At 76.6% G+C, this 21,009-nt stretch carries 18 protein-coding genes; 8 read left to right on the plus strand and 10 right to left on the minus strand.

Going from position 1 to position 21,009, the window contains the following annotated elements; translation table 11 throughout:
• Positions 1–27: 27 nt before the first annotated feature.
• A complete protein-coding gene (locus tag JOE63_RS04590) occupies positions 28–1,578 on the minus strand; it encodes a ricin-type beta-trefoil lectin domain protein (protein WP_307839931.1) in 1,551 nt (516 codons plus the stop codon).
• A 449-nt stretch (positions 1,579–2,027) separates the two neighbouring features.
• On the opposite strand from JOE63_RS04590, the gene JOE63_RS04595 reads away from it, so the two are divergent.
• Complete coding sequence (locus JOE63_RS04595) at positions 2,028–2,972, plus strand: phosphoribosylaminoimidazolesuccinocarboxamide synthase (protein ID WP_087470933.1); 945 nt, start codon at positions 2,028–2,030, stop codon at positions 2,970–2,972.
• A 21-nt stretch (positions 2,973–2,993) separates the two neighbouring features.
• Here JOE63_RS04595 and JOE63_RS04600 read toward each other — a convergent pair whose 3' ends face one another.
• Positions 2,994–3,344, minus strand: coding sequence for a hypothetical protein (locus JOE63_RS04600; RefSeq protein WP_204539500.1), 351 nt, complete (start codon positions 3,342–3,344; stop codon positions 2,994–2,996).
• Positions 3,345–3,546: 202 nt separating this feature from the next.
• Between JOE63_RS04600 and JOE63_RS04605 the strand changes: the two genes are divergently transcribed.
• The 6 genes from JOE63_RS04605 to JOE63_RS04630 all read left to right on the plus strand — a co-directional run bounded on the left by JOE63_RS04605 (position 3,547) and on the right by JOE63_RS04630 (position 7,243).
• Positions 3,547–3,894 carry a PadR family transcriptional regulator gene (locus JOE63_RS04605; RefSeq protein WP_204539503.1) on the plus strand — a complete coding sequence of 116 codons (348 nt, stop codon included), beginning with the start codon at positions 3,547–3,549 and terminating at the stop codon, positions 3,892–3,894.
• Positions 3,891–4,493, plus strand: coding sequence for a hypothetical protein (locus tag JOE63_RS04610; RefSeq protein ID WP_204539507.1), 603 nt, complete (start codon positions 3,891–3,893; stop codon positions 4,491–4,493). Before JOE63_RS04605 ends, JOE63_RS04610 begins: the two co-directional genes overlap by 4 nt.
• A gap of 189 nt (positions 4,494–4,682) precedes the next feature.
• Positions 4,683–4,970: a phosphoribosylformylglycinamidine synthase subunit PurS gene (gene purS / locus JOE63_RS04615; RefSeq protein WP_087470936.1), complete on the plus strand. Its 288-nt coding sequence runs from the start codon at positions 4,683–4,685 to the stop codon at positions 4,968–4,970.
• Positions 4,970–5,689, plus strand: a complete 720-nt coding sequence (gene purQ, locus JOE63_RS04620; protein WP_087470937.1) for a phosphoribosylformylglycinamidine synthase subunit PurQ — start codon at positions 4,970–4,972, stop codon at positions 5,687–5,689. Before purS ends, purQ begins: the two co-directional genes overlap by 1 nt.
• 10 nt (positions 5,690–5,699) lie before the next feature.
• Entirely contained in the window at positions 5,700–6,860 is a 1,161-nt protein-coding gene (locus tag JOE63_RS04625) for a GNAT family N-acetyltransferase (protein ID WP_307839932.1), read from the plus strand.
• Positions 6,861–6,931: 71 nt separating this feature from the next.
• On the plus strand, positions 6,932–7,243 hold the full coding sequence (locus JOE63_RS04630) for a hypothetical protein (protein ID WP_204539510.1): 312 nt from the start codon (positions 6,932–6,934) through the stop codon (positions 7,241–7,243).
• Here JOE63_RS04630 and JOE63_RS04635 read toward each other — a convergent pair.
• The 4 genes from JOE63_RS04635 to JOE63_RS04650 form a co-directional block, all read right to left on the minus strand.
• Positions 7,230–8,108 carry an LLM class flavin-dependent oxidoreductase gene (locus JOE63_RS04635; protein ID WP_204539513.1) on the minus strand — a complete coding sequence of 293 codons (879 nt, stop codon included), beginning with the start codon at positions 8,106–8,108 and terminating at the stop codon, positions 7,230–7,232. The two genes, JOE63_RS04630 and JOE63_RS04635, sit on opposite strands and share 14 nt — an antisense overlap.
• A 29-nt stretch (positions 8,109–8,137) precedes the next feature.
• Positions 8,138–9,145, minus strand: coding sequence for an MBL fold metallo-hydrolase (locus tag JOE63_RS04640; protein ID WP_204539516.1), 1,008 nt, complete (start codon positions 9,143–9,145; stop codon positions 8,138–8,140).
• Between the two features lie 11 nt (positions 9,146–9,156).
• Entirely contained in the window at positions 9,157–9,645 is a 489-nt protein-coding gene (locus JOE63_RS04645) for a DUF7832 domain-containing protein (protein ID WP_087470940.1), read from the minus strand.
• Between the two features lie 131 nt (positions 9,646–9,776).
• Positions 9,777–10,829 carry an LLM class flavin-dependent oxidoreductase gene (locus JOE63_RS04650; protein WP_204539519.1) on the minus strand — a complete coding sequence of 351 codons (1,053 nt, stop codon included), beginning with the start codon at positions 10,827–10,829 and terminating at the stop codon, positions 9,777–9,779.
• A gap of 71 nt (positions 10,830–10,900) precedes the next feature.
• Here JOE63_RS04650 and JOE63_RS21355 point away from each other — a divergent pair, with 71 nt between their 5' ends.
• Positions 10,901–11,023: a hypothetical protein gene (locus JOE63_RS21355; RefSeq protein WP_264029557.1), complete on the plus strand. Its 123-nt coding sequence runs from the start codon at positions 10,901–10,903 to the stop codon at positions 11,021–11,023.
• Here JOE63_RS21355 and recD read toward each other — a convergent pair.
• The 4 genes from recD to JOE63_RS04670 form a co-directional block, all read right to left on the minus strand.
• Entirely contained in the window at positions 10,999–13,014 is a 2,016-nt protein-coding gene (gene recD / locus JOE63_RS04655; RefSeq protein ID WP_239576621.1) for an exodeoxyribonuclease V subunit alpha, read from the minus strand. The two genes, JOE63_RS21355 and recD, sit on opposite strands and share 25 nt — an antisense overlap.
• Positions 13,011–16,601 (minus strand): UvrD-helicase domain-containing protein, encoded by a 3,591-nt coding sequence (locus JOE63_RS04660; RefSeq protein ID WP_204539522.1) that lies wholly within the window; start codon positions 16,599–16,601, stop codon positions 13,011–13,013. The genes recD and JOE63_RS04660 overlap by 4 nt, the downstream gene beginning before the upstream one ends.
• Entirely contained in the window at positions 16,598–20,065 is a 3,468-nt protein-coding gene (recC, locus tag JOE63_RS04665) for an exodeoxyribonuclease V subunit gamma (protein WP_307840293.1), read from the minus strand. Before recC ends, JOE63_RS04660 begins: the two co-directional genes overlap by 4 nt.
• A 150-nt stretch (positions 20,066–20,215) precedes the next feature.
• Entirely contained in the window at positions 20,216–20,953 is a 738-nt protein-coding gene (locus JOE63_RS04670) for a class I SAM-dependent methyltransferase (protein ID WP_204539528.1), read from the minus strand.
• Between the last annotated feature and the right edge of the window lie 56 nt (positions 20,954–21,009).

Consider the following 21,009-nt stretch of genomic DNA (forward strand, 5'->3'; position numbering starts at 1 on the left):
CAACGTCGTGCTCGGCGCGTCAGGACGTCAGGCCTTGTGCCACTTCTGGGCCGCGGTGCCGTTGCACGTCCAGATCTGCAGCTGCGTGCCGTTGGTGCTGTTGCTGCCCGGCACGTCGACGCACTTGTTCGCCAGCACGGACACGAGGTCGCCCGCGCCGCTCAGCACGAACTGCTGGGCGGGGTTGCCGCTGCAGTTCGCGAGCTGCACGGCCGTGCCGTCGGCGGTGCTCGCCCACGCCACGTCCATGCACTTGCCGCCCGCGCGGACCGTGCCGTCGGACTCGAACGTCCAGCGCTGCGCGCTCGTCCCGTTGCACGTCCAGAGCTGCAGCCGCTTGCCGTCGCTGAAGTCCGAGCTCGGCACGTCGATGCACTTGCCCGCGAGGCCGACGAGCGCGCTGCCCGACCCGCCGCCCGTGGTGACGAGCGACAGCCCGTACGCCGACAGGATCGGGTTGACGGGCTGGTAGATGAACTTCCCGCCGTTGGAGCAGTCGTTGATGCGGCCCGAGGTCACGCCCTGCGCCTGGTTCCCCGAGATCACCGAGCCGCCCGAGTCGCCGCCCTCGGCGCACGCGCTGCCGCGCACGAGGCCGGGGATGTCACCGTTGCCGTAGTTCACGGTGATGTTCTTCTGCTCGATGACGCCGCAGCGCCAGCCCGTCGTCGCGCCGGACCGGCAGACCGACGCGCCCACCGGTGCCTCGGCCGACCCGGCGACGTCGACCGTGCCGCCCGCGTAGTTGTTCACCCGGGGGACGGGGGAGAACCCGGCGTCGACGCGCACCCAGGCGTAGTCGTGCCCGGGAAACGACGCCGCCTGGACCGTGCCCATGCGCGCCCAGCTCGCCGTGAGCACCTCCTTGCCCGCGGCGCCGCAGTGACCGGCCGTGACGAAGCCGCCCTGCACGGCGAAGCCGATCGAGCAGGCCGACCCCGACGACGCGCCCGGGTCCCGGGTGATGTACCGGTCGCCGCCGCGCACGTCGGCCGTGAGCTCGTAGGGCGCGTCGACGACGACGGTGCGGACGGCGGACGCGTCGACCCCCGAGGCCGCGACGAACCCTTCCGCCGCCGCGGGGTCGAGCGACTCCACGACGACCTCGTTCGTCGTCACGTCGACGTACCAGGCCTGGACGGCGTCCGGCGTCGACACCTGGTCCAGCCCGGTGGCGACGGCGTCCAGCTCGGCGAGGCCGTGCTCGACGACGACGGCCTCGGCACCCGCGGCCTCGACCTCGGGGACCGCGGCCGGGTCGGTGACGGCGACGACGGGCGTCGCGGCGTCGGCGTCGACCCACGTGCCGGCGTACGTGGCGCCCAGGTCGTCGCCCAGTGCCTGCTCGACGGCGGCGGTCGCGGCGTCGAGCGCGAGCCGGTCGGCGACGCCGGCCGCGTCGAGGCCCAGGTCGCGCTCGAGCGCGCGGAGCTGGCCAGGGGACAGGTCGTCGGGTCCGGGGACGGGGCCGGCGAGCAGCGCTGGGGCCTCAGCCCCGACGGTCGCCGGTGCGGGCGCGCTCGCTTGGGGTGCGCTCGCGCTCGCGGCCGTCGCGAGCCCGACGCTCGCGGCAATCACGCCGACTCCGGTTGCTAGCGCTGTCAGGCGATGGTGCATCGTGCCGTGGTGCATCGTTGCCTCCTCGGTGCGGATGTCGGCCCCGCCGTCGTCGGCCGGGCCGGGACAGCGGTGCAGGCGCCCCCGAGGGGGTCGCTCCGATGCAGGCCCCCGACGGTGAGGGAGCGCTCCCACGACCGTCCTGACGGCACAGTAGCGGCTTCGGCGGCGTTCGTCGCGCCGGGGTTCGACGGGGGTCGTGGTCCCGTGCTGCCGGGCGAGGCGTCACGGCGCCACCCGGAGGGTCGTCGGGACGGGCCGCCGGTTCGGGCCGCGGGTTCGGCACGGCAGGCTGACAGGCTGACCGACCGGTCGTCGGACACGGTGCCGCCCCCGCGGCGGCCGGTGCGAGACTAGGGGCCGTGACCGACACCCCTCAGGATCCTGCCCCGGCCCTCTCGCTCGGCGAGGTGGACGCGCTCGACACCGCGTCGCTCGACCTGCCCGGCTGGACGCACGTGTACTCCGGCAAGGTGCGCGACCTCTACGCGCCCGACCTGCCCGCCGTCGGTGGCGTGCACCCGCTCGGCGACGTCGTGCTGGTGGTGGCGAGCGACCGGGTCAGCGCGTACGACCACGTGCTCTCGCCGGGGATCCCGGACAAGGGCGTCGTGCTCACGCAGCTCAGCCTGTGGTGGTTCGAGCAGCTCGCCGACCTCGTGCCGAACCACGTCGTGTCGACCGAGGTGTCGTCGGAGCCGGGCGACGGCCTCGTGCCCGACGTCGTCGCCGGGCGCGCGATGATCTGCCGCCGCCTCGACATGTTCCCCGTCGAGTGCGTGGCGCGCGGCTACCTCACCGGTTCGGGGCTCGTCGAGTACCGCGCCGGGGGAGAGGTCTGCGGCGTCCCGCTGCCCGCCGGCCTCGTCGACGGCTCGCGCCTGCCCGCGCCGATCTTCACGCCCGCGACCAAGGCCGCCGTGGGCGAGCACGACGAGAACGTCTCGTTCGACGTCGTCGCCGAGCAGGTCGGGATCGACGACGCGACCCGCCTGCGCGACCTCACGCTCGCCGTCTACGCCCGGGCCGAGGGGATCGCGCGCGAGCGCGGCGTGATCCTCGCCGACACGAAGCTCGAGTTCGGCGTCGACCCGACCACGGGCGAGACCGTGCTCGGCGACGAGGTGCTCACCCCGGACTCGTCGCGGTTCTGGCCCGCGGACCAGTGGGAGCCGGGCCGGGCGCAGCCGAGCTTCGACAAGCAGCCGCTGCGCGACTGGCTCGCGTCGCCGGCGTCGGGCTGGGACCGCGCGTCCGACAACCCCCCGCCGTCGATCCCCGCTGAGGTCGTCACGCGCACCCGCGCCCGGTACCTCGAGGCGTACGAGAGGCTCACGGGCTCCGCGCTCGGCTGAGCCCTCAGGCGGTCCAGGCCCTCAGGCGGTCCGGGCGGCGCCCGGGCGCACGTAGGTGTGCCCGCTCGGCGCGGTCCACCGGACCGAGCCGTCGGCGAGCAGGGCGGGCCGCCAGCCGTCGCGCGCGCGGACGACCCGGTGGTGCCGGCAGAGCGCGACGAGGTTGTCGGCCTCCTGCGCGGCGGCCGCGGCCTCGTCGTCCGCGCCCGGCCGCGGGGCCACGACGTGGTCGAGGTCGCAGCGGAACGCCGGGACGCGGCACCCGGGGAACACGCAGGTCTCGTCGCGCGTCAGGACGCGTGCGACGGTCTGCGGCGTCGGTCGAGCCCTGCCGCGCTCCGGGGCCGGGGCGGGGGCGAGCGGTGCTGCCACGCGGACCTCCCATGCGTCGTGCGGAACGAGTTCGTGCGAGGGCGGGGAAGGGGCAGGACCCCGCCCTCGCACCGTGCCCGAGCGTGCGTCTCGAACACGTGTTCGACTGTAGCGGCACCCTCCGACACGCGTCGAGGGCTGGCGCGATGAGTCGTCATCCGATATATATCGGGCCATGACGCCGAGTCCTCCTGTGTTCCGCATGACCGAGCAGGCGTACCTCGTGCTGCTCTCCCTCAGCGCGGAGCCGCGGCACGGGTACGCGGTGATCCAGGCGGTGCGCGAGCTCTCCGACGGCCGTACCCGGCTCGGGGCCGGCACGCTCTATGGCAACCTCGACCGGCTCGTCGCCGCCGGGCTCGTCGTGTCGACCGGCGAGGAGGTCGTCGACGGCCGCCTGCGGCGCTACTACCGCGCCACCGACGACGGGCGCCGTGCGGCCCGGGCCGAGACCCTCCGCCTCGCCGAGCTCGCCGAGCGGGCGCGGCGGTCCCTGGAGCGCCACGGCCCGGCAGGCACCGCCGACGGCCTCGCGGGGAGCGGCGCGTGAGCGCGGGCGGCGCGGGCCGGTACGAGCGGTCCGCCCGGTTCTGGCTCCGGGCCTACCCGCCCCGCTGGCATCGCCTGCACGGCGACGAGGCGCTCGCGGTGCTGCTCGACCTCGCGCCGCCGGGCGCCGTGCCCGACGGCGCTCGCCGGGGCCGTGGGATCGGCGCCCGGGAGGCGTGGGGACTGGTCCGGGCGGGGTGGGGCCTGCGGTGGCGCGAGCACCCGCCGCTCGGGCGATGGCTGCTGTACCGGCTCTTCGACGCCCGGCTCCCGGCGCGCTATTGGTGGTGGGTGGCCGACGACATCCACGGTGCGCTCTACCCGTGGCGCCGGGGCGTCGCGGCCGCGCTCCTCGTCACGGGGATCCAGATGATCGTCCCCACCGTGATGGCCCTGCTCGGGCTCGTCTCGACGACACCGGAGCACGCGTGGCGTCTCCCGTTCGCTTGGTGGTACTGGCCGCTGGTGCTCGTGTGCGCGATCGGGTCCGCCACGCTGTTCTCCCGGTCGAACGGGGAGCGGGCCTGGCGCAAGCACGTGCTGGACGGCAACATCCCCGTGGACACCCCGATCGACCCGCCGCGAGCCGACGGCGCCTGAGCCCGGTGCGGCGCCGTCGTGCCAGGGTGCGGACGCCCGCCGGGACGGTCGTGCGCGCCCGGTAGACTGGCCGCGGAATCCCGCCGTCGGCTCCCGCTCGTCCCGTCCCACCGACCGTCCTCGACGGCCGTGACGTGGGCGGGATCCCGGAGCCCCGGCTCTCCCGAACTCTCTCGCCAAGGAGCCCCCGTGGGACGCGTCGTCGTCGAGGTCATGCCCAAGCCCGAGATCCTGGACCCGCAGGGCAAGGCCGTCGTCGGGGCGCTGCCGCGCCTCGGTTTCACCCAGTTCACGTCCGTGCGCCAGGGCAAGCGGTTCGAGCTCGAGGTCGACGGCCCGGTCACGCCGGAGATCCTCGCCGCGGCCGAGGAGGCCGCGGTCAAGGTCCTGTCGAACCCGGTGATCGAGGACGTCGTCCGCGTCGCGGATATCGAGGCCGACGCCGCCGCGACGATCACGTCCGAGGGGCTCGCCTGATGTCCGGCGCGACGCTCGCGACGGCGCGGATCGGCGTCGTCACGTTCCCCGGCACGCTGGACGACCGCGACGCGGCGCGCGCGGTGCGCCTCGCGGGCGGCGAGGCCGTGTCGCTGTGGCACGCGGACGCCGACCTGCACGGCGTCGACGCGGTCGTCCTGCCCGGTGGCTTCTCCTACGGCGACTACCTGCGCGCGGGCGCGATCAGCCGTTTCGCGCCCGTCATGGAGTCGATCGTCGACGCGGCGGCGGGCGGCCTGCCCGTCCTGGGCATCTGCAACGGCTTCCAGGTCCTCACCGAGGCCCACCTGCTGCCCGGCTCGATGGTCAAGAACGACCACCTGCACTTCATCTGCCGTGAGCAGGTCCTCGTGGTCGAGAACGCGGACACGGCCTGGACGCGCGACTACACCGTCGGCCAGCGCATCACGATCCCGCTCAAGAACCAGGACGGCCAGTTCGTCGCGGACGACCGTACGCTCGACGAGCTCGAGGGCGAGGGCCGCGTCGTCTTCCGCTACGACGGCTGGAACCCGAACGGGTCGCGCCGCGGGATCGCGGGCATCACGAACGCGGCGGGCAACGTCGTCGGCCTCATGCCGCACCCCGAGCACGCCGTCGAGGCGGGCTTCGGCCCGGCGAACGAGGCAGGCCCGCGCGCGGGGACCGACGGGCTCGGCTTCTTCACGTCGGTCCTGGGCGCGCTCGTCAACGCATGACGAGGTCGGCGTGACGGGTTCGCCCCTCCGCGCGCTGCCCGACGGCGTCGGGCGCCCGGGCGCGCACGTCACCGTCGAGGCCGTCCCCGGGGACGACGCCGCGGCCGAGCTCCTGCGCACCCGTCAGCAGGCGGAGCTCGCCGTGCGCTACGGCGAGCCCGACGCGGGCACGTTCGTGCCCGACGCGTCGCTCGCGAACGTCGTGGTCCGCTCCGCCGGTGAGCCCGTCGCGTTCGTCGCGCTGCGCGACGTGTCGGGCACGCCCGACGGTCGCGGCGGGACGCACCCCGCGCGCACCGGCGAGGTGAAGCGCCTCTGGGTCGAGCCCGCCCATCGCGGCCACGGTCACGCGCGCACCGCGATGCGGGCCGTCCACCAGCACGCGGTCGACGCCGGGCTCGACCGCGTCGTCCTGGAGACCGGGACGCTGCAGCCCGAGTCGATCGGGCTGTACCTCTCGCTCGGGTACGTCCCGATCGAGTCGTACGGCCACTACGCGGGGCAGCCGCTCTCGCGCTGCTTCGCCATCGACCTGACGTCGGCACACGCCGTGGGGGTCGGTCCGGACGCCGCGGAGGAGACGTCGGCGACGGGTGAACGGCTCGGGGCGCGTGGCGCTCGGACGACGGCGACCGCCACGCCACCGTCGACCGCGAGCGCCCCCGTGACCGTGCCGCCCGTCGAGGTCCGTGCCGTCCCGTGGGACGACCCGGACGCGGCCGCGCTTCGACGGGAGATGCACGAGACGTCGTCCGCGGTCCTCTACCCCGAGCTGTTCGCCGGGTTCGACGCCGCCGGCGGGTTCGACGCCGTCGACGCACGCCTCGGCGACGACGTCGTGACGACCCTCGTCGCGTACCGGGACGGCGAGGCCGTCGGGTGCGCGTCGCTGCGCCGTCCCGCGCCCGGGGCGCCCGCGGACGCGCTCGAGGTGAAGAAGGTCTTCGTGCGCGCCCGGGCACGCAGGACCGGGACGGCCCGCAGGCTCCTCGACGGGCTCGAGACGGTCGCCCGCGAGCGCGGGGTGGCCCGGCTCCTGCTCGAGACGGGCATCCGCCAACCGGGCGCGATCGCGCTCTACCGCTCGCTCGGCTACCGCGCCGTCCTCACGTTCCCGCCCTACGTCGGGGACAACTACGTCGCGCTCTGCTTCGCGAAGCCGCTGGTCTGAGGGCCGCACCCGGGGATTCTCAGGGTCGTGCCGGATATGCCCGCGGTGTCCTGCCCCGCTAGGGTGTCCCCGTGATCCCCCTCGCGACCGGTGCCTACTCCGTGGCCTCCGTCGTCATCGAGCTCCTCGGCTGGGTCGCCGCCGTCGCGTCACGCGTGCCTGGCCGGGTCGGACTGCTCGCCGGTGAGCTGCGTGAGACCGCCGTCGAGTGGGGGATCCCCGTCGGCGACGTGAGCGACCTCTATGCCGGGTTCCCCGTGCGCCTGGCGCTCGCGGTCGGGGCCGTCGCGCTCGTGTGCGCGGTCGTCGCCCTGCTGCACGGGCTGCGCGAGCGTCAGCGCGCCGAGGGGTCTGCCGACGCGTCGCGCGTCACCGGGCGCTGAGCAGCGGCACGACCTCCTGCCCGAGGAAACGGACGAACCCCTCGACGTCGGGCTCGTCGGCGGTCGGCTGGACCGCGACGGCCGTCGCACCCGCGTCCGCCAGGGCCAGGACGGCCGCGGCGATCGTCGCGGCGTCGCCGCCCGCACCGATGCCCTGACCCGCCTCCTTGCCCCACAACGGCACCTCGCGGTCCACGCGCTCCTGCGCACCCGGTCCCGTCGCGGCGATGAGCGTCGCGTGGAGATCGAGGTCGCCCCGGGCCCTGGTCCTGGCTGCGCGTGCCGCCGTGGCCGCCGCCCGCACGTCGTCCGGGGTGAGCGCGTTCGCGAGGATCAGGCCGTCGCCGAGCTCGCCGGCGAGCGCGAGCGAGCGGGGACCCACACCACCGAGCCACAGCGGGACGGGCTCCGTGGGTGGCCAGTCGAGCCGGACCGCGTCGAGCGTGACGTACCGCCCCGCCGTCGTGACCTCCTCGCCCGCGAGCAGGCTCCGCAGCGCCGTGGCGTGCTCGCGCAGCAGCGTCAGCGGCGACGCGACGCGGACGCCGGCCTGCCCCATCCACTCCTGGACCCCGTGCCCCACGCCCGCGACGAGCCGCCCGGGAGACAACCGGGCGAGCGTCGCGACCTCCATCGCGGTGATCGCCGTGCTGCGCAGCGGTGCGGGCATCAGCCCGATGCCGACGCGCACGCGCTCGGTCCAGGCCAGCGCCGCGGCCGCCGACGCGAGGCCCGACTGCTTGAAGCAGTCCTCCCACACCCAGAGGTCGTCGAGTCCCGCCTCCTCGGCGGTCGTGGCGAGCCGCCGCAGGCTCTCCGGTGCGTGGGTCGGGACGAACGCGATACCGAGCCGTGGTGTCGTCATGCCGCCATCGTGCCGGGCGCCACCGACAGTCAGCCGTCGTGGCGGCGCGCGCCCGACCCCTCTCGGGGGGACCGTCGTGCGCCCTTGTCGGCGCGCGCCAGGAAGGCGAGCTGCGCCGCGACGGACTGGCGCGCCGCACCGAGGACGGACGGGTCGACGTCGGCGTAGACGCGCGCGACCACCTGCTCCACGGCGTCGTCCGCACCCGCGGTCAGGCCGAGCGCGGCGAGCGCCACCCGCACCTGGGCGAGGCGCTCGAGCCGGTGCTCGCGGTACGCGCGCACGCGCTCCGCGAGGTCGTCGACGACCGGCCCGTGGCCGGGGAGCCCCGTCGCCCGCCCGGGCCCCGCGGAGGCGACGGTCTCGATCGCGTCGAGGCTCGCGAGGTACGCGCCGAGCGAGCCGTCGGGCTGCGCGATCACCGTCGTGCCGGTCCCGAGCACCGTGTCCCCGGTGAGGACCGTCGGGCCCGACGGCGATCCCGCGCCGCCCCCAGCGGCGTCACCCGACCGCGTGCCGCCGGGGGCCACGTCGCCGGGGGCCACGTCGCCGAGGTACTGGTCGGCGGGGGTCTCGCCGCCCGGGGGTGCGCCGCCCCCGGCGAGGTCGCCGGCCGGGGCGACCGGGCCGTCGTCGGGCAGGACGAGGCAGACCGAGTCGGCGGTGTGGCCCGGGGTGGCGAGGACGACGACGCGCAGCCCTGCGGCCTCGATCACCTCGCCGTCGCGCAGCGGCTCGCCGCCGTGGCAGTGTGCCGCGTCGGCGGCGCGCACCGGCGCCCCGGTGCGCTCGCGCAGCCCGGGGGCCCCGGCCGTGTGGTCGGCGTGGCGGTGGGTGACGAGCACGAGCTCGACCGGCCCGGCCGCCGCCAGCGCGTCGAGGTGCGCGGCGTCGTCGGGCCCCGGGTCCACGACGACGCACGTCGCCGCCCCCGGCGCGCGGAGCACGTACGAGCGCGTGCCGTCGAGCGTCATCGGGCCCGGGTTGTCGGCGCGCAGCACCGCGGCGAGCCGGGTCACGGGCGTGGGCGCGGTCATCTCGGGCCGTCTCAGGCGCGGTGGCGCAGGACCGTCGGGCGACCCTCGTCGTCCCACTGCGAGAAGCGGGCGTCGACCAGCGGGCCGACGAGGTCGTACGTCTCCCACGTGTCCGGCACGCGGTACACGTCCTCGGGTTCGCCGTCGCCGGGGCTCACCGCGTCGACGTAGTCCTCCAGGTAGAGGCCGCCGTCGTCCTCGTCCTCCTCGTCGCCCGTGTAGTACGCGCTCGCGAACGCCGCGGCGACGTCGTCGAGATCCTCGTCGACGAGCCTGCCGTCGCACACGTCGACCACGAACGCGCCCGGCGTCGTCGTCCGGTCGCGCAGCGCGGCGAGCTCGCTCGCGGCGTCCTCGGCGAGCTCCTCGGAGACGTGCCCCCCGAGCACCGCCCACGCGAGGAACATGCCGATGTGCGTCGCGCCCGCCTCGGGCCCGGCCTCCGGCGGGTACCCCTCGCCCTCGGAGTGCCAGGACGCGTCGTCGTACTTCGTCGTCATGCGCGCGACGCTACCGCCTCCCGCCGACCACGACCTCGCTCCGCGTCGAGAACGACGTCGCTGTCGGAAAGGCGCCGCTGGCGACAGCAACGTCGTTCTCGGCAAGGGTGGGGGCGGGGGTGGGCGGGGCGTCAGGCGGCGAGGGCGTCCGCGAGGAGCTCGAGGGTGCGGGTGCGGCCCGGGGTGGAGTCCAGCGCCTCGTCGGCGCGCGACGCCGCGACCGGCACGATCATCACCTCGTCGACCCCGTGGCGCTCGGCGAGCCGACGGACCTCGGCCGCGGCCTCGTCGGGCGTCCCGACGGCCCAGCGGCGCAGGCTGTCCTCGACCATCTGCCCGGCCGCACCGTCGAGGGGCGCGGCCTGGGCCTCCTCCACGGTCTCCAGCGCGGTGAGCGGCTGACCGGTGCGCAGCCGCGACATCATGCGCGCCTGCGGGAGCGCGCGGGCCCGGGCCTCGTCCTCCGTCTCCGCCACGACCGCGTTGAGCGTGAGGAACGTGCGCGGCTCGGGGAACGCCTCGCTCGGGCGGTAGCCCTCGCGGTACAGCGCGAGGATCTCGTCGACGCCCTGGCCGGAGAAGTGGTTCGCGAACACGTACGGGAGCCCGAGCTCGGCCGCGAGGCGTGCGGAGTAGTCGCTCGACCCGAGCAGCCAGACGGTCGGTGCGCCGTCGGCGGCCGGGGTCGCGTGCACGTCGTACACCTGGCCGCTCGTGAGGCGCAGGGTCGCGCCCTCGGGGCTCATGAGCGCGAGGATGTCCGTCACGTGCTGGGGGAACCGGTCGACGTCGGCCGTCGGGCCCGTGATGCGCAGGAGCTGCGTGACCACGGGGTCGGAGCCCGGCGCGCGGCCGAGGCCGAGGTCGACCCGGCCGGGGGCGATCGCCTCGAGCGCCGCGAACTGCTCCGCGACGACGAGCGGCGCGTGGTTGGGGAGCATGACCCCGCCCGAGCCGACCCGGATGCGGTCGGTGACCGACGCCGCCGCGGCGATCATCACGGGCGGCGTCGACGCCGCGACCGCGGGCATGTTGTGGTGCTCGGCGAACCAGTAGCGCTCGTACCCGAGCCGGTCCGCGAGGCGGACCAGGTCGAGCGACGCCCGCACCGCCTGGGTGCTGGACTGGCCCGAGCGGACGGGCACGAGGTCGAGGACGGACAGGCGGGGGGTCTGGGTGCTCACCCTGGTGCCAACCGGAGACCCCCGGGCCTCATTCCCCCGAGGACCGCAGCACGCCTGCCTGGATGGTCGCCATGGACGTCCCCTCGATGATCATGGGCGCCGCGATCGCGTCCGTCGCCTGGATCGTGCTCGTGCCCTGGGGCCGGCTGAAGGAGCTGCGGGGGCGCGATCAGGCGGGGCGCACGGAGGACTGACCGCCCGGCAGCGGTGTCCGCAGGCCGCTCGCCCGGTGGACCGGGCTCGTGACCGCGGTGCGCACCGCGTCCTCGGAGCCGACGACGCGCACGAACGACTGCGCGCGCGTCACCGCCGTGTAGAGCAGCTCGCGCGTGAGCAGCGGCGACGTCGCGGGCGGCAGCACGAGCGTCACGCGGTCGAACTGGCTGCCCTGCGCGCGGTGGACCGTCATGGCGTGCACGGTCTCCACCGGCGGGAGGCGGTGCGTCCGCACGCGCAGCGGCGCGCGCGGGTCGCCGAACACGGCGACGACGCCGGCGCCCCCGGGCTCGGCGACGAGCACGCCGGTGTCGCCGTTGTAGAGACCCACCTCCGCGTCGTTCGTCGTGACCAGCAGCGGCCGGCCCGCGACCCACGGGGAGTCGGTCGCGTGGTGGCCCGTGGCCTCCTCGACCCAGGCCTCGACCTGCGCCGCCCACCGGCCCCGACCGGCGGGGCCGCGCCGGTGCGCGACCATGACGCGGTGCCGGGCGAGGGCGTCGAGCGCTGCGGGTGCGTCACCCGCACGGGCCGCCTCGACCAGCAGCGTGCCCGCGGCCACGGCGTCCGCGCGGACGGTGGCCAGCACGGCGTCGTCGGGCGTGTCGTCGGGGGTCTCGAGGAACTGGACGCTCCCGTGCCCGGCCCGCAGGAGCGCGAGCGTGGCCTCCGCGTCCCCGGCCCGGATCGCGGCCGCGAGCGGCAGGATCTCGGAGTCGCGGTCCTGGCGGTGGACGGTGCGCAGCCGCACGACGCCGTTGCCCAGGACCGCGCGGTCGTCCACCTCGCCGACGGCGGGCGGCGCGGAGTCGGCGAGCGCGACGTCGGCCGTCGCGACCACGACGGCCGCCGTCGCGGGCGGGGCGACCGGCTCGCGGTGCACGAGGTCGCCGAGCACGGCCCCGGCCTCGACGGACGCGAGCTGGTCGGGGTCGCCGACGAGCACGAGCCGCGCGTCGGGCCGCAGCGCCTCGAGCAGCCGCGCCATGAGCGGCAGGGCGACCATCGAGGTCTCGTCCACGACCACCACGTCGTGCGGCAGGTGGTGGTGCGCGTCGTGCCGGAACCGGGTGCTGCTGCCGGGCCGGTAGCCGAGCAGGCGGTGCAGCGTCGTCGCGACGGGGGCGCCGACGCGCTCGCGGTCGACCGGGTCCGGGAACCCGGCGACGACCTCGCGCACCGCCTCCTGCAGGCGCGCGGCCGCCTTGCCCGTGGGCGCGGCGAGCGCCACCCGCAGCGCGGCGGCGGACGTGGCGCCGGTGGACGACGAGGTCGGGAGCGCGGCGTCGTGCAGGACGGCGAGCAGGCGCGCGACGGTCGTCGTCTTGCCCGTGCCCGGACCGCCCGTGAGGACGGTGAGCCGGCGCGTCGCGGCGTGCGCGGCGGCGAGGCGCTGCCGGGTGTCGTCCGCCGCGGGGAAGAGGCGGGCGAGGGCGGCGTCGAGGTTGTCGGGGTCCACGGGCAGGTCGTCCGCGGCGAGCCGGCCGTCCACGTCGTGGCGCACCGCGAGCTCGTCGCGCCAGTAGCGGTCGAGGTACAGGGCGCCGCCCACCCAGCGCGCGGGGCGGTCGGCCGGCCCGTCGACGCCCACCGCGACGAGCGGGCTGCGCGCGACCGCGGCCGCCCACGCGGTCCGGTCCGGCCAGGGCAGGTCCGTGGCGTCGGTGCGCGCCGCCTCCTCGTCCTCGGGCAGCTCGAGCGACCCCAGGTCGTCGAGGCGCACGCACACCGACCCGCTGCGCACCGCGCGCACCGCGAGCGCGACCGCGAGCAGCACCTGGTCGTCGTGCTCGCGCGTGAGCCGTCCGAGCCGGAGCGCGACGCGCAGGTCGGCCGCGGAGACGACGTGCGCGGCGTTGAACGTGGCGAGCCACGCGGGCACCCCGACGGCGAGGCGCGGGTCGCCCTCGTCCACGGGGGGAGTCATGGGCGCGGCGGGCGCCGTCGCGCCGGGAGGGGTCGTGGTCATGCGCGACCTCCGTCGAGCAGGGCGGACAGGGCGACGACGAGCCCCGGCGGGGGCGTCCAGGCGACGACGCCGTACGGCGCGCCGTCGGGACCGGTCGGGGTGTCGGGGCCGGCCATGCCGCGCACGAACAGGTACGCGCCGCCGGCGAGGTCGCGGTCGGGGTCGTAGTCGCGCACGCGCCAGCGCAGGTACCGGTGCAGCGCGACGAGGTACAGCACGAGCTGCAGGGGGTAGTGCGAGGCGAGCATCGCGTCGCGCGTCGCGTCCGGGTGGTAGTCGCCGACGGCGAGCGGCACCCCGGGCGGGCCGACGCGGTTGGTCTTGTAGTCGACGACGAGGTACCGCCGGCGGCCCGCGGGGTCGGGACGACCGTCCGGTCCCGTGACGGGCACGCGCAGCACCGCGTCGATCGAGCCCGTGAGATATCCCCGCAGCGGGACGCCGGCCGTGCCGGCACCGGCGCCCGACCCCGTGCTCGCGCCGGTGCCGTCCGCCTCGTCGGCGAGCGCCGCGAGCAGGTCGGGGTAGCGGGCGAACGCGTCGTCGGCGGGCAGGTGGGCGCGCAGGACGTCGGCGAGGTCGCGCAGCGTCGCGGGCGTGACGCCCTCGGTCTCGTCCCCGCCCGCGAGCGGGAGCTCGAACTCGAGCTCGGGCAGCCGGTCGCGCGGGTCGACGTCGGCGAGCGTGAGCCCGCCCGCGATCGGCCCGAGCGGGGTGCGCAGCGACAGGCCCAGCGCCACGGCGAGCGACACCGGCTCCACCCCGGGCACGCGGACCGTCGCCGCCTGCGCGCACCGGGCGCGGACCTCGGCGTCGAGGTCGTCCGCGGCGGTGTCGACGTACTCGAGGATCTCGTGCACCAGGGTGCCGAACGCCGTGCCCCCCGGCTGCCCCTCGTAGGGCGACGGGACGTCGGCGCCGGGGCGGGTGGCCGGCACGACGGCGTGCGCGGTGCCGGTCCCGTCGTCGTCCGGCGTCTCCTCCGGCTCGTCCTGGACGCCCGGGTCCTCCGGCTCGCTCTCGATCCCGCCGACCGGACCGTGGTGCGCGGCCGCGGTGAGCGCCGAGTACGACGCGCGCCGCCACTCGCGGTCGGGCAGGTGCGTCGCGGCGGCGAGGGCGAGGTCGGACCCGGCGCGCGCGCCGGGCGACCAGCGCTCGCCCTTCGGCCGGGCGTCGACCTGCTCGACGACGACCGTCCCGCCCGAGCGCGCGGCGAGCGCCTCGAACGCGGACCGGACGGCGTCGTCGCGCATCGCGTCCGGCCGGGCGTGGCGGCCGGGCTCGCCGCCGAGCATCCGGTCCGCGAGCAGCAGCCGCGTGAGCGGCCCGGACCCGGTGCTGCGCTTGGTCGGCGTCCAGTGCACGACCACCTGGTGCCGGGCGCGCGTGAGGGCGACGTACAGCAGCCGCAGGTCCTCGCCCAGCTCCTCGTCGCGCCAGCGCGCCTTGGCGTCCACGAACCCGGGGGAGCCGACCCCGCCCAGGTGCAGGACGCGCTGGCCGTGGTCGTCGTGGAACGCGAACAGCTCCTGGTCGTCCGACTCGAACCGCTCCCAGCCGAACGGGACGTACACGACCCCGAACTCCAGGCCCTTCGCCGCGTGCACCGTGACGACCTGGACGGCGGCGGCGTCCGTCTCGAGGCGCCGGGTGCGCTCGTCGGTGAAGACGGAGCCGACCTCGGCGATCCGGGCGCGCAGCCACGCCGTGAGGGCGGCGGTGCCGAGCCCGTCGGTGACGGCGGCCTCGTGGAGCGCCTGCGTGACGTGGCGCAGGTCGGTGAGGTAGCGCTCGCCGTCGACCCGCTCCATGACCCGCGCGGTCGCACCTCCCCGGGCCGCGACCTCCGCGACCGCGGCCACGCCGCGGTCCGCGAGCAGACGTGCCCAGGTCCGGACGGTGTCACCGAGCACGTCGTGGTCGGCGTCGCCGGCGGTCGCGAGCCGCTGCGCGTCCCAGCCGACGAAGGGGGTGAGGGCGAGCGCCGTCGCGCGGCGGTGCAGACCGGGCTGCTCCAGCGCCGCGAGCAGGGTGAGCCAGTCCTGGGCCGCCGCCGAGCCGAAGACGCTCGACGGCCCCGACACGACCGCGGGCACACCGAGCGCGACGAGCGCGGAGCGCACCGCCTCGGCCTGCGCGTTCGTCCGGGTGAGCACCGCGACGTCGCGCGGCTCCAGCGGCCGCCACCGCCCCGCGCCGCCGGTGCTCACGCCGTCGTCGCCCGCCGCGCCGAGCCCGTCGTCGCGCACGCGGTCGCCGCCGCCGTCGGCGGTCCCCAGCCGCCCCGCGACGTCCGCCGCGACGTCCCGGGCCAGCAGGCTGCGCGCGTCCGGTGCCGACGGCGCCGACGACCCGCCGAGACGGTAGGCGCGCCGCGTGACCTGCCGCAGCCGCACCGGCGCGCCGCCGGAGAAGCGCGGCTCGGGGTACGCCGCGTCGACCGGGCGCACGACGATGCGCGGGTCGCCGAGCGCCGTCTCGCCCAGCAGCGCGTGCAGGCCCGCGAGGAGCGGACCGTCGCTGCGCCAGCTCGTGCTGAGCGTCGCCGTGTCCGCGGCGTCCTCGACCGCGCGCAGGTACGTCACGACGTCCGCGCCGCGGAACGCGTAGATCGCCTGCTTGGGATCGCCGATCAGCACGAGCGTGCGGCACTCCTCGGGGTGCCCGTGGAACGCCGTCCGCAGGATCTCCCACTGCTCGGGGTCGGTGTCCTGGAACTCGTCCACCATGACGACGCGGAACCGGGACCGGACCCGCCGGGCCGCCGTCGCGCCGTGCTCGGGGTCGGTCAGGGCGCGGCGCAGCAGCACGAGCAGGTCGTCGTAGTCGAGCAGGTGCATCGCGCGCTTGCGCGCCTCGACCTCGCGGCGCGCGGCGACCGCGGCCTCGTACCGCGCCGCCGCCACCGACCCCTCGGCCGCGTCCGACGGCGCGATCACCGCCCCGTGGTCGCTCACGGCCGCCCGGGCGACGTCGCGCACGTCGCGCGGCGACAGGATCGGCTCGGGCTCGTCGGCGAACCGTCGCACGTACAGGTCGTCCGTGACCTCCTCGACGAGGTCCGCGACGTCCGGCAGGAAGCTCGTCGTGAGGTCGACGTCCGCCGCCGTCCCCAGCGCGGTGAGCATCTGCTGGCAGAAGCCGTGCGTCGTCGTGATGGTTGCCGCGTCGAGTTGGGACAGCGCGACGCGCAGGCGCTCGCGGCGGCGGTCGAGCTCGTCGTCGTCGACCGCGGCGAGGAACGCGACGAGGGGGTCCGGGTCGTCGGCGGGGGCGGCCCCGCGCAGCGCCCGCTCGGTCGCGACGAGGCGCTCGCGGACGCGGTCGCGCAGCTCCGAGGTCGCGGCGCGGCCGAAGGTCACGAGCATGATCTCCGGCAGGGCCGCCACGCCCTCGGCGACGTAGCGCGTCGTGAGGGTCGCGATCGTGTGGGTCTTGCCCGTGCCGGCGCTGGCCTCGAGGACGATGGTCCCGCTCGGCAGCTCGCCGAACGGGTCGAAGCGCCGGGGCGCGCTGCTCGTCCCCGCCGTGCCCCCGCGCGTGGGGGCGCCGCCGGGCGTGGTCCGGGACGTCGCGCCGTTCACCGGGCACCTCGCAGCTCGTTCTCCAGCAGGGGCTCCCACACGCGGCGCGCGAGCGCGCCGAGGCGGGTCGGGTCGTCGGGGAGACGGCCCAGGTCGGCCGTGGTGGCGAGCCCCGCGACGTCGGGGAGGGCCGGGTCCTGTCCCCACGCGAGGACGACGTACGGGTCCTTGCGCTCGAAGCCCTTGTTCCACGCCCAGCCCGCGCGCATCAGGGCGTCGCGCGCGTCGCTCGTGCGCCGCTCCTCGACGTAGCGCAGCGACACCTCGGGCAGCAGCGGCAACGGCTCGCGCGCCGCCTCGTCGCGCAGCGCCACGAGGTCGGCGAGGACCCGGGAGGCCGTCTCGCGGTCCGGCGGGGTGAGGGTGGACCACGCGACGCCGGGACCCCGGGACGCGCGACCGATCGCGACGGCGTCCCACGGGCGGCCCGGGTCGCTCGCCGTGAGCGCGAGCGCCTGGACCCAGGCGCGCAGCCGGTGCTTGGGACCGAGCCGCGAGTACTCGGTGCGCACGACCCGTGCGCCGTGCACGCCCGGCACGCTCCCGACGAGGGTGCGGCCGTCGGGCAGCAGTGCGCGGACGTCGACCGTCTCCGCGGAGCTCAGCACGTCCTGGCTCACCGGGCGACCCGCGGCGACGTCCGCCTCGCGCGCGGCCTCCACCGCGGCGACGCGCAGCGGGCCGACGGAGCGGACCACCTCCTGGAGCGCCGAGCGCCCCAGCTCGCGCGGAGGCACCTGGCCCCGCCGCCACTCGGCCTGCATCGCCCGGTTCGGGTCGACGCCGGCCAGCGCGGCGCGGAGCACGCGGTCGCCCACCCCCCAGCCCGCGAGGCCGGTGAGCGCGAGCGGGAGGCGGTCCTCGACGTCGTCCTCCTCCAGCACGAGCCCGACGTCGAGCGTGTGCTGCGCGAACCAGCGCGGCGCGTTCTCCAGCAGGCGGACCAGGTCGTCGAGCTCGACGTCGGCGCGGGCGTCCGCCCCGGCGTCCGGCACCTCGCCCGCCCCCGGGCCGCTCGCGGCGACGGCCGGCAGGTCGAGCGGGGCGCCCACGAGGGCCCCGACCGGCTGACGCCTCTCACGTGCCTGGCGGGCGCCGTCGAACGCCGCGCCGTCGTGGCTGAACGGACCCGGCACGCCCAGGGCGCCCGGGATGAAGTTCCGTTCGTCCACGGTCTGCAGCGGGTGCTGCACGACGACGTGCTCGCGCGCCGGGCGACCGTCGGGCGTCGTCGCGACCCGGTCGAGCGCGTCGAGCAGCTCCGCGACGGGGACGGCGGGCGGGCGGGCGGCGCCGGTGCGCTCGTCGGCGCCCGTGTGCACGACGACGAGGTGGTCGCCCGCCGCCGCGACGGCGTCGAGGAAGATCTGCCGGTCCTCGCTGCGCGCGTCGCGCTCGCCGATCTCCGGGTGCCGCGCCAGCAGGTCGTCGCCCGCGGGAGCGGCGGTGCGGGGGAAGACGCCGTCGTCAAGGCCCAGCAGGCAGACGACCCGGTGCGGCACCGAGCGCATCGGCTCGAGCGAGCACACGGTGAGCGCGCCCGTGCGGAACCCGGCACGCGTCGGGCGCCCCGCGAGGCGGTCGTCGAGCAGCGCGCGCACGTCCGCGAGCCGCAGCGCGACCCCGCCGTGCGCGGCGCCCGCCGCGCGCACGTCGCCCAGCACACGGCGCGCGGAGCCGATCTGCCACGCCTCCGTGGGCGGCGCCTCGGCGAGCAGCGTGAGCGCGCGGTCGAGCGCGTCGAGCCAGTGCGCGAGCGGGTGCACGCCGTCCAGCGCGCGCAGCGTCTCCGTCAGCCGCGCGACGAGCTCCGCGAGGCGGCCCGCGAGGTCCACGTCGGTCGAGCCGACGTCGTCCAGCGGCAGCGCCGGCCCGACGAACCGCGCGTCCTCGTCCGCCATCGCCGCGCCGAGCAGGAGCCGGTCGAGCGCCGCGTCCCAGGTGCCCTGGCGGACGCTCTCGTTGATGTCGAAACGTGCTCGGCGCGCGCCGTCCTCGCCCCAGTGCACGCCCGCCTCGACGGCCCACTGGCGCAGGCGGTCCACGTCGTCGTCGGAGAACCGGAACCGGCGGCGGACCGGCGCGCTCGCCGCGAGGTCGAGCACCTCCGACGCCGTGACGCGGCCGTCCGCGAGGCGCAGCAGGGTGGCGAGCAGCGCGAGCACGGGGTTCGTCGTCCCCGCGCCGCGGTCGGCGAGGCTCACGCGCAGGCGCTGGCCCGGGTGCGCGTCCTCGCCGAGCTCGGGGACCGCGCCGAACGTCGCCGTGACGAGGGGGGCGAACGTCTCGACGTCCGGGCACAGCACGATGACGTCGCGCGCCTGGAGCGTCGGGTCGGCGGAGAACAGGCCGACCAGCGTCTCGCGCAGGACCTCGACCTGCCGGGACCGCCCGTGGCACGCGAGCACCTGCACCGACCGGTCGGCGGGGTCGACGACGTGGGACCCGTCGGGAGAGTCGGTGCGCAGCGCGGACTGCACGGCGCCGAGCAGGGTCGACGGCGTCGCGGAGGCCGCGTGGTGCGTCTCCACCCGGACGTGCGCCGGGTCGTCCGCGGCGAGACGCAGCTGCAGCTCGACCGCGTCGCGCCCGGTGGACGCGAGGAACGGGTGGCGGGCGAAGGTGGGCAGGTCCGCGCGTCGGGCGCGGTCGCCGGGACCGGGTGCGACGGCGGGCCCGTCGTGCGCTCCGCCGTCGTACGCGGCGACCTTCTCCCACAGCGCGGGCGACGGGTGCACGAGCCACAGGTGGACGTCGCGGTGCTCCGCGAGCGCGCGCAGGACGCGCAGCTCGTCCTCCGGGAGCCGCGTCGGGCCGAACACGGACAGCCGCGGCGGGAGGTCGACGGCCGCCGGGTCCGCCCGCAGCGTCGCGACCGCGTCCTCGACGCGACGTGCGGGGTCCGTGGCCGGCACGCGGTCGACGAGGCGGCGCCACAGCTCGGGCTGCCAGGCGAGGTCGTCCGGGGTGTCGCCCGTCCCCTCGCTCGGGGACCCGGCCGTCCACGCCAGGACGACCTCGGGCCGCTGTCGCGCGTAGTCGACGAGCAGGTCCGCGAGCCGACGCGCGAGCGTCAGGCGCCGGCCCCGCCGCACCTCGTCGCCCGGGTCGCCGACGTAGCGCGCGAGCGGTGCCGCCCACGGCTCGGCGAGGTGCGCGTCGAGCACCTCGAGCACGGACCACGCGAGCCGCTCGGGGCGCCACGGGTCGTCGTCGGGGTCGAGGTCGGTGAGGTCCGCGACGACCTGCTCCACGAGCCGGCGTGGCCCGCGGAAGTCCACGTTCGCGCAGATCCCCGCCGTGTCGCCCGCGCCCAGGTGGTGCGAGAGCCGCTGCGCGAGCCACCGCTCGACGCCGCGCGTCGGGACCGCCACGACGTCGGGCGTGAACGGGTCCTCCGGCGCCGCGGCGAGCACGGCGGCGAGCGGCGCCACGAGCGCCTCGGCACGCTCGGAGCGGTGCACGTGCAGCAAGAGGACCCCTGTCGGTGGTGGCGGACCGGTCGTCGCGCCCCGCTGGTCGGCCGAGCGCTACGAGGAATCTACGAGGTGCGTCCCACACCGTCGAACCCGTCGTCCACAGCGGTCTCCGAGCACGACGACAGGCCGCGAGCCTCACTCGGCCGGCGGCTCCGCGCGCCGCGCGACGAACACCCACTCGCGGCCCGGGCGGTCGGGCGCGTCGCGGACGTCGACCACCTCGAACCCGCAGGCGACGAGCGTCGCCTCGACCTCGTCGCGCTCGCGGAAGCGCAGGGTCGAGTCGGAGTGCAGCTCGGTGCCGTCGGGCAGCACGGTCGTGTCGTGGAACGTCACGAAGGGGAGCGACACGTCGGTGAGGTCGGTCCAGGACTCGACCGGCCCGACGTCGGGCACGTCCACGTGCACGGTCGTCGCGTCGCGGACCCAGCCCTCCCAGGCCCGGCGGGCGGGGACGCGCGTCTCGAAGACCAGCCACCCGCCCGGTGCCAGCGCGGAGCGGACGCCGCGCAGCGTCGCGGCCCACGCGTCGTCGGTGAGGAACACCTGCGCGACGTTCGCCGTCATCGTCGCGAGGTCCACCTGGAGCGGCGGGAGGGTCGTGGCGTCGCCGTGCACCCAGCGCACGCGGTCGGCGCCCGGCTTGGAGCGCGCGACGTCGAGCGACGCGCCCGCCGGGTCCACGCCGACCACCTCGACCCCGCGCCGCGCCAGGAGGCACGCGAACGTCCCGGTGCCGCACCCGACGTCGAGCACGCGCCGTGCGCCGAGCTCGTCGACGATCGCCGCGTAGGCGTCGAGGTCGCTGCGGTCCGGGTCGAGCGGGTCGTAGAGGGCGGCGAGGCGGGGTTCGTCGAAGATCGCGTCGGGCACCCTCCGACGCTACGAAGGCATGACGCGACCGGTCCACGCCTTTCTCGGAAGCACGG

The organism is Cellulosimicrobium cellulans, from assembly GCF_016907755.1.
In the GTDB taxonomy this organism is placed as follows: Bacteria; Actinomycetota; Actinomycetes; order Actinomycetales; family Cellulomonadaceae; genus Cellulosimicrobium; species Cellulosimicrobium cellulans_D.

Bases quoted from the DNA above. Each gene is read 5' to 3' on its own strand.
- JOE63_RS21355 (WP_264029557.1), top strand. From the start codon at position 10,901: ATGGACGTCCCCTCGATGATCATGGGCGCCGCGATCGCGTCCGTCGCC.
- recD (WP_239576621.1), bottom strand. From the start codon at position 13,014: ATGACCACGACCCCTCCCGGCGCGACGGCGCCCGCCGCGCCCATGACT.
- purQ (WP_087470937.1), top strand. From the start codon at position 4,970: ATGTCCGGCGCGACGCTCGCGACGGCGCGGATCGGCGTCGTCACGTTC.
- JOE63_RS04645 (WP_087470940.1), bottom strand. From the start codon at position 9,645: ATGACGACGAAGTACGACGACGCGTCCTGGCACTCCGAGGGCGAGGGG.
- JOE63_RS04640 (WP_204539516.1), bottom strand. From the start codon at position 9,145: ATGACCGCGCCCACGCCCGTGACCCGGCTCGCCGCGGTGCTGCGCGCC.
- JOE63_RS04635 (WP_204539513.1), bottom strand. From the start codon at position 8,108: ATGACGACACCACGGCTCGGTATCGCGTTCGTCCCGACCCACGCACCG.
- JOE63_RS04605 (WP_204539503.1), top strand. From the start codon at position 3,547: ATGACCGAGCAGGCGTACCTCGTGCTGCTCTCCCTCAGCGCGGAGCCG.